Here is a 10,114-nt window from a genome sequence, read left to right on the forward strand (position 1 = left end):
CCGACGTTAAAAATCGAACTGTACAATTATTTCACCACTTCAAATAATTCTTTGTCCATTTGTGGTTTTACTACGCACGTATTATCGAAGTGCATAGTGGCTGTATTTGTTGCATTGTACGCTGGCCAGTTTGGTAAACCTTTATGATTTGGATTGCCAACTTTTGCGAAGTTTATCCATGCCGAACTCATTTTATCGGCCAAAGCTTGAGCTTCTTTTGTGCCGCCAGTCATGTTTTTCGTGCGTTGGATATTATCAAAGCAGAACGCAATTTCCATACAGTGAACGGCTTTGTATTTGCCATCCATTACTGGCGATTGCCAATCGAATAAGTACATATACGTATTTGCTCCACCTGCAACGGCCGATTTTTGATTGGCTTGTTGCACAGCACCTGGGCGGAATGTTACATCATAACTTAACATATCTGTCATTTTGCCGTTTGGATATGCCTTTTTTACGGCTGCAATGTAAGCATCTGTTTTATCGCCATATACTTTTTTGATGGCTTCTTTGGCTTGTTCTTCGGTTGCACTACTCGGAATTCCTCCTCTGAAAACTGCAAATTCGTTGATGGTTGTGCCAATCATTAAAGGAATATTTTTTGATAATTCAAATGCTTCATTAGAAAACAATTGATAAGGTAAAACTTCGCCATCGACACTTGGCCCCCAGCTCAGACCGAATCCGATGACTGGTTTTCCTTCTGCTTTCATTTTATCAGCAATGGTCTTGAGTGCTTTTTTACCAGCATCACTCAAAGTTTGAAAAGGAACTTTCTGAATATCATCTACTTTATCAGCCGAGATACCCAATTCTTTCATTACTTCTGCACCAATTGCCTGAGTGGTTGCTTTATCGAGCATAGCCGTACGGAAAGCACCACTTTGATTGATTGCTTTGTGGAAAAGTCCTTTTGCAGAAGGCATCGCCATTAAGGTATTTACTTTTGCTCCTCCACCTGACTGGCCAAAGATGGTTACATTATTTGGGTCGCCACCGAAATTAGTGATATTGCTTTTCACCCATTCTAAAGCTGCTTTCATATCAAGCACGCTCAAATTGGCCGATTGCTTGTATTTTTCACCATAAGCAGAGAGGTCAAGATAACCCAAGATATTGAGGCGGTGATTGATTGAAACGACTACTACATCGCCTTTTTTTGCTAAATTTTCGCCATCGTAAGAAGGTAATTCTTGCGAAGAACCAGCTGTAAAGCCACCACCGTGAATCCAAAACATGACAGGACGTTTTTTGCCATCGTTGATGCCAGGTGTCCAGACGTTGATACGCATACAATCTTCGTTTGTAAAACCCCAGCTATGGTCAAAAACAAACTCGCTTTCGTCCATTACGTTTGTTGTAGGGTCCATCAAAGGAGCAACAGGCCCGTAGGTCATCGAACTACGAACATTTGACCACGGTTTTGGTTTTTGTGGCGACTCAAAACGCTTGGCTTCGGCATAAGGGATACCTTTGTAGGTAAAAATACCATTGTTGATGTAGCCACGCACTTTACCTGCATCAGTTGAGGTTACGGCCACATTTTCGCCAGTTTGTAATTGGGCATCTGCTGTTTGAAAAAGTAAACAGCATGAGGCAAAAAGAGAAAGAATTGTTTTTTTCATTTGTTTAAAATGGAGTTGAAAACTAAAATATAAATTAAAAATAAATGCTAATGTATGTTGTAAAATATTGATAGATAGGATTTTATTTGGTTTAAAGTTCCATTTCTAACAATTTATAACTCAAGGCTTTTCCGTGTGTATCTATGCGGAGCGAGGTTGTTACTCCGCCTGCAAGTGCATCGTGGCATACAAAAAGCAATGATGAAATATTGGGCATTTCATAACGAGTGATTTCGCCCTCGATGATTCCTGCAAAATGTTTTTTCATCTTCTCGACTGTAATTTTTTCGCACAGCATTTCATAATCACTTTCGTTGTAAGGAATGAGCGAAAGTGTTGAGATATTACCTTTATCGCCTGCACGGCTATGGGCTATGTCGTAGAGTTTTATACCCCTAACCCCTAAAGGGGGATTCATATCTTCAGTATTCATGATTTAAAAATTGAAATTTGTGGTAAAACTTTATTTCTATCTACTAAAACCGAAACAATTCCGATTACTTCGTTGACGTATTTTCTTACGCCACCACCTCCGGCAGGTCCGTTGGTGTAAAGGGCTTCTACTTCTTCGCCAATCAATGCCGCATTTGATTGGGTTTGGGCTTTGGCGGCAACCCTTAATCTGACTTCGGAAATCGGGGCTTCGACTTCGCTCAGCCACCGATTTCCGAAGCCCTCATTTCCGAATGTTGAACTTATTCCGATATAATCGACTTGGATTTCTTCAAATTGAGATTTTAGACGTTTTTCAATGGTTTCACCTGCTAATTTGGCTCTTTCGTAGGCGGCTGGGCCTGCATACGAAATTTCGCCTTCGCCTTGCCAAAATGCTTTGTAGCCTACGCTGATTTTATAGGTTGAAGGTTTTTCTTTGCCACTTCCGCCCGTTATTCGTATTTGATTTTTGCCAAATTCCTCAAGTTTTACGCTCGTGAAATCTGCAATTACATCGGGCGTGTAATATTCAAAAGGATTGATTACTTCGTAAAGTAATTGTTCTTTGGCTGTTTGTAGATTGATTACACCACCAGTTCCTTCTACTTTGCTAATAATTGCCGAACCATCAGGGAAAACATCAGCGAATGGATGTCCCAGGTTATCCATATCTTCGACAGGCTTTTTGATTGGGTCGGCAAAATAGCCACCTGTGATGTGCCCCGCACATTCCATCAAATGTCCGATTACAGTTCCTTTGCCCATTAAATCATAATCATCGGTTTTCCAGCCAAATTCATGAATCATCGGTGCGAGAAAAAGCGAAGGGTCGGCAACACGGCCTGTGATAATTATCTGAACATCAGCTTTTAAGGCCTCTAAAATGCCTTCAATGCCAAGGTAAGCATTAGCGGAAATGATTGGTGACTGGTTATTGGTGACTGGAGATTGGTGCTTTTTTATTAGTTCAAGAGCAATATCTTCATTTCCAAAAATCTCAAAACTTTCACTTTTTAATTTATCATTCATATCATCGCCGTGTATCGCAGCAACTTTCACTTTTAATCCTTGTTTTTGAGCAATTTCAACGACTTTTTTTGCACCTTCAATTGGGTTTGCAGCACCCATATTGGTTATTAAACAAATATTATTTTTTACCAAATGAGGCAAAAGTGTTTTTATTCTACGCTCCAGAAGTGGGTCGTAGCCTTTGGTTGGGTCGGCCATTTTGCGTTTGTTGGCGAGTGCAATGGTTCGTTCGGCCAGACATTCTAAGACCAAATAATCTAATTCTCCTTTTTCAGCCAAAATAATGGCGGGCTCGATTCTATCGCCCGAAAAACCTGCCCCGCAACCTATTCTGATTTTATTTTTCATTTTTGGAAATTTCAATTGTTTTTATCCGCCATTGTAGAGACAGGGCATGCCCTGTCTCTACGTCGTATTTGGGTAATTTTTATAATCATTATGTCAATTCATTACCATAAAATTTATCATTTTCCCAATTTGCAGGATTCGTTTCTATATAATCATTTATTCGTTGATATTCTTCGTCATTCCTGATGATATGGTCATGGAATCGGGTTTGCCAACCAAATACAAGGCCATCATCATCGGTTAATTTTAGGCGATTGCAATGTTTTGTAATTGCGGATTTGTAGGACCCTATAATTGATGAAACGGTATTTTTTCCTTGATTCCGAAATCGTTGTTGGGCTGGGGTTTGTATTTGCGTTTGTAGAGACAGGGCATGCCCTGTCTCTACGGTGGGTACGTTTGAAATCTCAGGTTTATCCAAAATCAAAATTCCGTGAATGTGATTCGGCATGACCACAAATGCCCCCAATTCAGTATTTTCAGTATGGTTTTTTATTTCGTGCCAAAACACATCGGCCAATAACCCAATTTTTGATAATTGCATTTTTCCGTTTTCGATTTTTCCGAAGAAATGTTCACGATTTTTTGTGCAAATCGTAATAAAATATGCACCATTCCATCCATAGTTCCACCACGAAGCACGTGCCGATGCAATGCGGTATTTATTTTTAAATTTGTCGGTGGACATTTTTTGAATTGATTTATTTTATCGTCCTCGTAGAGACAGGGCATGCCCTGTCTCTACGAGGACGATATTTTTCATACATGTATAGACCCCGTTAAAATTGCTACAATCGTCATTACAATCGTTGTTCCCCATGCCCATTTGAAGGTATGGCGTTGGTGTTCGCCCAAATCAACCTCCGATAACCCAACCAATAAAAACGTGGAGGCGGTAAGCGGACTAATCGGGAAACCTACGGTCATTTGTCCGAGTAAAGCCGCCCGACCGATTTCGAGTTGGTCGATGCCAAATTGAGTTGCGGTCTGACTCAAAATTGGCACAACTCCAAAATAATAAGCATCGGGCGTGAATAACATACTGGCGGGCAAGCTTGTTATGGCCGTAATAGCAGGTAGCAAATTGGCATGATTTTGAGGAATTAAAGCAACTAAGGCATTGGCCATTTCTTCAATCATTTTTGAGCCAGTCAAGATTCCAGAGAAAATTCCTGCGGCAAAAATCATACTCGAAACCATAAAGATATTTGTGCCGTGAGCCTTCATAACTTTTTGCTGGTCGGCGAGTTTTGGGTAGTTTATTAGTAATGCAACCATACTGGCTACTACAAACAAAACCGAAGCTGGAATCCAACCTTTCATTAAGGAAATAATTAATGAAATCGTAAGAATGGCATTGAAAATAATCAGTTTTGGTCTTCTTAGCCCTTGTTGTTCTTCGCTTAAATTTTCTTGATGATTATACTGGAAATCAATAATTCCGAGTCGCTTTCTTTCTTTTTTGCCGAAAATATAAGCCACAAAAAGTACCCAAACGATTCCGCCAATGATAGCAGGTATATTCGGATTGAAGACATGCACGGCATCCGATTTCATCACCGAAATTGCCCTTGCTGAAGTTCCCGACCACGGAACAAGGTGCAAAGGGCCAACGCTTAAAGCCACGATACTGGAGAGGACTAAACGATTGATTTTTAGCTGTTTATAAATCGGTAAAAATGCCGAAAGTACAATCATAAAAGTAGCTGTACCATCGCCATCCAAATGCACAATCATTGTCAGAATGGCCGTTCCAAGAATAACTTTTAGTGGGTCGCCTTTTACTGATTTAATGATGGCGGCAATCACAGGGTCGAAAAGACCAGCATCGAGCATAGTAGCAAAATATAAAACCGCAAACATCAATAAGATTCCCGTTGGAGCAACTTGTTTGATGCCGGTAATAGCAAATTCTCCCAGTTCTTTTGGCGAAAAACCCGCAATTATGCCAAAGATTATTGGAGTAGTAACTAAGGCTGTCATTACTGATAATCTTTTTGTCATTATCAATATTAAAAAGACAATAATTGTCGAGAAACCGAGTATTGCGAGCATATATTCCTTTGCTTTGGCACGCTGATGACGCTGATACTTTCGTAACGCTGATTTTCGCAGATTTATAAAAATCCGTATTTATCTGCGATGGTACATCAGCGTCATCCGCGTGCCATTTTTTGTTTAGTTTTATCTAAAAATTTTACCTTTTTTAACCAATTCATCGTATTTCTCAATATACATTTTATCCAAAGTTTCGGAGTCTTTGTATTTCACACGAAGAGCGGCTAATTTCTTGTGTAATTCTTCTTTTACTTTAACATATTTTGGGTCGTTGTAAACGTTTTTCATTTCGTTTTTATCGTTTACACGGTCGTAGAGTTCCCATTCATCAACATCATAATAGAAATGCACTAATTTGTATTTTTCCGTGACAATGCCATAATGACGTTTTACCATGTGAACGCTTGGGTATTCGTAATAATGATAGTAAGCGGCATCTCTGAAGTTTTTGCCTTGACCTTTAAAAATCGGAATCAAACTTTCTCCTTGCATATCAGATGGAGGAGTAATTCCTGCTGCTTCTAAGAAAGTTTGAGCAAAATCAAGGTTTTGAACCATTTGTGAGTTTTTTGTGCCTGCTTTTATGACATTTGGCCATTTAACTAACAAAGGAGTTTTGAAAGATTCATCGAAAATAAATCGTTTATCAAACCATCCGTGTTCGCCCAGATAAAAGCCTTGGTCAGAAGTATAAACCACGATTGTATTTTCTTCTAAATTGTTCTTTTTTAAGAAGTCTAAGACTTTTCCTACGCCTTCATCAACTGCCGCAATGCTACCCAGATAATCTTGCATGTATCGCTGATAACGCCATTTCATCTTATCCTTTTCGGTCATGCTCGGGTAACGTTTGATAAACTCTTCATTCATTTTTCCGTAGTAATCGTCCCATACTTTGCGTTGTTCGGCGTTCATTCTTCCCACGGTGGCATTATAATTTCGTTTATCATACGCATGAGATTCCTTGATGCCAAGTTTATCCATATTTTCAGGGAAAATCTTAGAATCTCCTGCCCAATTCATGTGCGTAAGCAAGTTCATTTCGGCTTCTTTCGATGCTCTGCCACGGCCTTCGTAATTATCAAATAGGGTGGTAGGCTCAGGAAAAGTTTTTTTCAAATATTCTTTAAAATGGCGTTCGGCGGGTAGCCATTCACGGTGCGGAGCTTTGTGCAGATACGCCAAAAAGAAAGGTTTCTCATCGTCACGTTCGTTTTTTAGCCAATTCAAGGTAATATCGGTAATGAGGTCGGTTACATAGCCCGTAAATTTCTTCCTACCTTCTTTTTTTGTGATAAAATCAGGGTTATAATAATCGCCTTGGTCGGGTAAAATCTGAAATTCATCAAATCCTTTTGGGTTGTTTCCGAAATGCAATTTTCCAAACATAGCGGTCTGGTAGCCAGCCTTTTGCAGAATTTGTGGGAAAGTAATATTGGTCGTATCAAACGGAAAATAGTTGTCAACTTTTCCATTCAAATGGCTATGCTTTCCTGTCAGAATTACTGCTCTTGAAGGAGCACAAATGGAGTTTGTTACACAAGCATTCGTAAATAACATACCTTCTTTGGCAATTCTATCAATATTTGGCGTTTGAGTAAGGCGTTTGTCATAGGCCGAAATTGCTTGGTATGCATGGTCGTCCGACATAATGAAAACGATGTTTGGACGGTTCATCGCGTGAGGTCTTTGTTTCTTGGGTTTAAAGGCAAAAAAAATCAAAGAGATGATACCAAATGTCAGGAAAGAATAGATGAGTTTTTTCATAGTTTTTAGGTTTTATCGGGTTTTATTGTGGAGAAAGGGCATGCCTTGTCTCTACGTATTGACAATTTTGTATAAAATCAAAATTTCAAATAATCATTAAAAAATGGCAACAAATCGTTCAAGACACGGCCATCCATTGTCCAGATTTTGTTGCCGTGGTCGCCGATGTATTCTTCGGCGAAATGATTGATACCGAGGTTTTCTAAACGCTGGCTCAACATTCCGATTTGTACAGGGAAACGTGGCGAATCGTTGCGTCCCCAATCGAGTTTTATGGCTGTCATTTTTCGTAGATTATCGGCATATTTATCAACCATATAAACAGGCATATTCGCCTCCCATTTTTCTAAGATTGGTTGATTGACAATCATTTTATCGCCTTCGTAGCTAAACGGGAAATCACAGAAAAACGGTGGCTTATTTGGGTTTGGCGACCAAGCACGCCCAACTGCTACCAAAACTTTTGGATAATAGGTTTTCTTTAAATCTTCAACCGTTTTTACGTTTTGAACTTCTTTGAAAGAGTTGCTATTTGGCCCAAACTCCTTCACCATTGCCAATAAACCAGGGCTAAGTGCATAAATGCTACTAAAAACTTCGGGGTGAAGCATACCGATTTTGAAAGCACCATAACCGCCCATCGAATGCCCAGCAATGCCTCGACTTTCACGAGTGGCGAGCGTTCGATAGTTTTTATCCATGTATTCTACCAATTCTTTACTTTCAAATTCGTCCCAATTGCCTGTTAGTGAAGAGTTTGAATAAAAACTTCCCTCAAAAAGCGTGTAATGGTCGGCTTGAACGAAAATGAATGGTTTGATTTTCTGACGAGCGATGCCTTCATCTAAAACTTTCTGCATTTGCGGAAAAATATTGTCTTTTCCCATGAATCCGTGCAGGTAATAAATGACAGGATAACGCTGCGTTGAAGCATCATAATTTGGTGGAAGATATACCGAAACTTTACGATTGGGGTCTTCGCCACCCGTATTTTGGAGGGCTTTAGAATTAAGCGTAAAACTGACCACTTTGCCAGTTTGGGCAAAAACAGCCCCCCCGCCCCCGATGGGGGAGTTTAAAATAAGGATTAGAGTAAATAATTTGAATACGATTTTCATTTTGTAGATTAATTTTGTGTAGAGACAGGGTATGCCTTGTCTCTACGAAAAATATGATTTATTAAAACTTATAGTTATATCCTGCTCTGATTACCTGTGTTTCGTAGTAATCATGACTTGTGTATTTGAAGCCCGCTCCTTGAATTTCTCGTTTGATAACCAATGTGTTAAATAAATCGGTGGTGTTGATAAAAACTTCACCCTTACCCGATTGAATGCTTTTCTTAAATCCTGTATCAACCGAAAATCTGGAATTGATTTTTCCTTGCGGAATAATATCGGGGGCGAGGTATGCAACCGATATTTGTCCATCAATGCCATTAGATAAATGCAAAGTGCTATTCAGCTTAATATTCCCCGAAAAAATCTCTTGTTTTTCGGCTGAAAAGACATTCTGCACGGGATATTTATTCAAAACCGAAAACGCATTTATCTGATTATGGTAAGTATTCAGATTTAAATTGAATGAAAACTTACTCGAAACTTCCTTAGCAAACACCATTTCTACACCCGAATTATAGCTCTTCCCCGCATTCTGAAAAATGGCATAAATCAAGGTGCTATTCGGTACGATGCTCGAAATTCGGGTGATTGTACCATCGGCCATTTTGTGATAGAGAGCGGTATAGAAGGTGTTTTTTGCCCACTTGGCTTTGTAGCCCAATTCAATCGAATTAGTAAATTGTGGCCTTAAAGCAGGGTTTCCAACCTTGATGATTTCGGCATCATCGTATTTCGGGAAAATTCTAATATCTACTTCATTTGGTCTATCAACTCTTCGATTGAAAAACGCCGAAATTTTTTGGTTATCGTTGATTTTATAGGCCAAACGAACATTCGGAAATGGCTGTGAATACTTGTATCCGTCACTTTTATAAGTCGGATGGTCAGGATTTACTTCATATTTTAGATTGATATATTCGTAGCGTAAACCTATTTCAGCCTCATACTTTTTATTTTCATAAATGTAGTTTCCGTAAACGGCTGGGATAATTTCTCGATAGTTTGCCCAACCACCTGCTTTTACATCAATAATTGTATTTTTTGAATCAGGAAAAAACTGCATATTGGTTGGAATATCACGCTTGCGAAACTTCACCCCACTTTCAAATCGACCATATTTGAGGGGCTTTTGATAATCGACCGTAAAATCTTGTACTTGCTCATCAGAAAGTAATTTGAAAGCATCTCGACCTGTGAAAGTTGGCATGTAATTATCAAAAAAGTACTTCTCATTTTCTCGGTGAAATGTATAATTATAGCCAATGGTTAGTGTATGTCCTGCATCTTTGAATTTATGTACATAATTGGCGGTGGCCATTGCGGTAGTTTTGAGTTCGTCCTCCAAAAATTGCCATAAACGTAATCTTTCGCTGAGATTTTTATTGAAAAAAGGCTCATCACCTCGGTCAATGATTTTTTCGCCACCGTAAAGTCCCGAAATAGTTAGCGAATTTTGTTCGTCAATGTTCCAGTCAAAGCCAGTTTTTGCTGTAATAAAATGCGTGTTTCGGTTACGTTTTAATTGTTGATTAATTACCTCGCCACTATCATAAGTTCTGACTACAAACTCATTTTTATTGAGTGTTTCGGTATAGAGATAATCGCCTTGCAGGAAGTAATTAACTTTATTTTTGCGATAATTAAGAGCCAACGATGGATTGATTTTAGGCGTATGCGTGTATTGTGGACGAATCGTTGGAAGATTTTCCTTTCTCACCCACAAAGCTC

At 39.2% G+C, this 10,114-nt stretch carries 8 protein-coding genes; all 8 read right to left on the reverse strand.

Annotated elements, in window-relative coordinates:
* Positions 1–26: 26 nt before the first annotated feature.
* Complete coding sequence (locus ACOVO2_RS19105; RefSeq protein ID WP_421771509.1) at positions 27–1,628, reverse strand: carboxylesterase/lipase family protein; 1,602 nt, start codon at positions 1,626–1,628, stop codon at positions 27–29.
* Between the two features lie 91 nt (positions 1,629–1,719).
* Entirely contained in the window at positions 1,720–2,061 is a 342-nt protein-coding gene (locus ACOVO2_RS19110; RefSeq protein ID WP_421771510.1) for an AtuA-related protein, read from the reverse strand.
* Positions 2,058–3,440, reverse strand: a complete 1,383-nt coding sequence (locus ACOVO2_RS19115; RefSeq protein ID WP_421771511.1) for an acyclic terpene utilization AtuA family protein — start codon at positions 3,438–3,440, stop codon at positions 2,058–2,060. The genes ACOVO2_RS19110 and ACOVO2_RS19115 overlap by 4 nt, the downstream gene beginning before the upstream one ends.
* A gap of 88 nt (positions 3,441–3,528) precedes the next feature.
* A complete protein-coding gene (locus ACOVO2_RS19120; RefSeq protein WP_421771512.1) occupies positions 3,529–4,128 on the reverse strand; it encodes a transposase in 600 nt (199 codons plus the stop codon).
* Between the two features lie 71 nt (positions 4,129–4,199).
* Complete coding sequence (locus tag ACOVO2_RS19125; RefSeq protein WP_421771513.1) at positions 4,200–5,495, reverse strand: CitMHS family transporter; 1,296 nt, start codon at positions 5,493–5,495, stop codon at positions 4,200–4,202.
* Positions 5,496–5,624: 129 nt separating this feature from the next.
* Positions 5,625–7,265, reverse strand: a complete 1,641-nt coding sequence (locus tag ACOVO2_RS19130) for a sulfatase (protein ID WP_421771514.1) — start codon at positions 7,263–7,265, stop codon at positions 5,625–5,627.
* Positions 7,266–7,342: 77 nt separating this feature from the next.
* On the reverse strand, positions 7,343–8,383 hold the full coding sequence (locus ACOVO2_RS19135) for an alpha/beta hydrolase (RefSeq protein WP_421771515.1): 1,041 nt from the start codon (positions 8,381–8,383) through the stop codon (positions 7,343–7,345).
* Positions 8,384–8,444: 61 nt separating this feature from the next.
* Positions 8,445–10,114, reverse strand: a 1,670-nt coding sequence (locus tag ACOVO2_RS19140; RefSeq protein ID WP_421771516.1) for an outer membrane beta-barrel family protein, incomplete at its 5' end; no start/stop codon positions are given.

Origin of the sequence: Emticicia sp., from assembly GCF_049241225.1 — a bacterium.
GTDB lineage: Bacteria > Bacteroidota > Bacteroidia > Cytophagales > Spirosomataceae > Emticicia.